We start from the raw sequence: 1692 nt of genomic DNA on the forward strand, positions 1-1692 counted from the left end.
GCTAAGGCCGGCGGGACAGCGCCCCCCTCTGCCCAGCCGGGCATCTCCCCCACAAGGGGGGAGATTGGCAGTTCCGCCCTAAAGCGGCATCTCCGAGGTCTGCTTGATCGTCTGGCTGGGCACCTCGGTCTTGACGTTCTGCACGCCCTTGATGCGGCTGAGATGCTCCGACTGGAAGCGGCGGTATTCGTCGATGCCGGCGGCCACAACACGCACCATGGCGTCGCAGTCGCCGAGCATCAGGTAGCACTCCATCACCTCGGGCAGCTTGGCAGCTTCGGCGGCGAAATGCTCGATCGTGTCCTCGTCCTGCTGCTTCAGCCAGATGCGGGTGAAGAAGGTGTGGCCGCGGCCGACCTTGGCCGGATTGAGCACGGCGACATAGCGGTCGATGACGCCGGCCTCCTCCAGCAGCTTGACCCGTCTCAGGCACGGCGAGGGCGACAGGCCGACTTCCCGCGCCAGATCGTTGTTGGCCATGCGCCCGTCGCGCTGCAGGGCGCGCAGGATGCGTTTGTCGATCTCATCCAGCTTCATGGCTCATGATTCCATCTTTCTGCATGATTGCGACATCCGATGCCAATTCCTGGCAGAAAAGGCGAATCTTCGCAACCAAATTGCTCGGCGTTTGGCCTATGCTTACCGGCATACAGTCATCGACATCGGATGGTTCGGACGCAGGCGGCCGCGAGGCGCGCCCGGCTTCGTTCGCGCAAGGAGTCCCCATGAGCATCTCGCAAGCAAGCCTGACCCTGGACGAGGCGCCTTACCGCCAACGGTCCGAATTCCGGCGCGGCGTGGCCGCCTCCACGCCGGTGCTGCTCGGCATCGTTCCCTATGCGCTGGTGCTCGGCGCGCAGGCCGCGCAGAGAGGCCTGAGCGTCGCCGAGGTTCCGCTGATGACCGGCATGAACTTCGCCGGCGGCTCTGAGTTCGCGGCGATCCAGCTCTGGACCTCGCCGCCGCATATCCTCCTGATCGCTGCCATCACCTTGCTGGTCAACAGCCGCCATTTCCTGATGGGGGCGGCACTCGCACCGTTCCTGCGCGAGCTGCCCCTGCGCAAGGTGTTTCCGGCACTGTTCCTGATGTGCGACGAGAGCTGGGCGCTGGGCCTGGCGGATGCAAGGCAGAGGGCGGCCGCGGGCCTGAACCCGGCCTTCAGCCTGCCCTATTATGCCGGCACCGCCCTGCCCTTCTACCTCGCCTGGGTGGCCTTCACCACCGCCGGCGCAGCACTCGGCCCGGTGCTCGGCAATGTCGAGGATTACGGTTTCGCCATGGCCTTCCCGGCCGTGTTCCTGGTGCTGATGCGCGGCATGTGGAAGGGCTTTGCTGCAGCGCGGCCGTGGCTGGTCAGCCTGGTGGTGGCGGCGCTCACCTATCTCATCGTTCCCGGCGCCTGGTATGTGGCGGCCGGCGCGCTTTCCGGGCTGGTCGCGGCCTATATGTTTTCGGGAGACGAGCCATGATCGATCCGGCCAACCTCATCGCCATCGTGCTGATGGCCAGCGTCACCTATCTGACCAGGATCGGCGGCTATGTCGTGCTGCGCAACCGCACGCTCGGCCGCCGCGCCACGGCGGTGATGGAAGCCGCGCCCGGCTGCGTGCTGATCTCGGTCATTGCGCCGGATTTCGTCTCGAAGAACCCCGCCGACCTGACAGCGCTCGCCACCACGCTGCTCGCCGC

The 1692-nt window shown here is 66.1% G+C and carries 3 protein-coding genes; 2 read left to right on the forward strand and 1 reads right to left on the reverse strand.

Annotated elements, in window-relative coordinates:
• Window positions 1–78: 78 nt before the first annotated feature.
• Complete coding sequence (locus EN780_RS33615; protein WP_127284584.1) at window positions 79–537, reverse strand: Lrp/AsnC family transcriptional regulator; 459 nt, start codon at window positions 535–537, stop codon at window positions 79–81.
• A gap of 188 nt (window positions 538–725) precedes the next feature.
• Here EN780_RS33615 and EN780_RS33620 point away from each other — a divergent pair, with 188 nt between their 5' ends.
• Together EN780_RS33620 and EN780_RS33625 are read left to right on the forward strand one after the other, a co-directional pair.
• On the forward strand, window positions 726–1472 hold the full coding sequence (locus tag EN780_RS33620; RefSeq protein ID WP_127284583.1) for an AzlC family ABC transporter permease: 747 nt from the start codon (window positions 726–728) through the stop codon (window positions 1470–1472).
• Window positions 1469–1692, forward strand: a 224-nt coding sequence (locus EN780_RS33625; RefSeq protein WP_133372866.1) for an AzlD family protein, incomplete at its 3' end; no start/stop codon positions are given. The genes EN780_RS33620 and EN780_RS33625, both read left to right, overlap by 4 nt.

Origin of the sequence: Mesorhizobium sp. M4B.F.Ca.ET.089.01.1.1, assembly GCF_004022605.1 — a bacterium.
Taxonomy (GTDB): Bacteria; Pseudomonadota; Alphaproteobacteria; order Rhizobiales; family Rhizobiaceae; genus Mesorhizobium; species Mesorhizobium abyssinicae.

Bases quoted from the DNA above. Each gene is read 5' to 3' on its own strand.
- EN780_RS33620 (WP_127284583.1), top strand. From the start codon at position 726: ATGAGCATCTCGCAAGCAAGCCTGACCCTGGACGAGGCGCCTTACCGC.
- EN780_RS33615 (WP_127284584.1), bottom strand. From the start codon at position 537: ATGAAGCTGGATGAGATCGACAAACGCATCCTGCGCGCCCTGCAGCGC.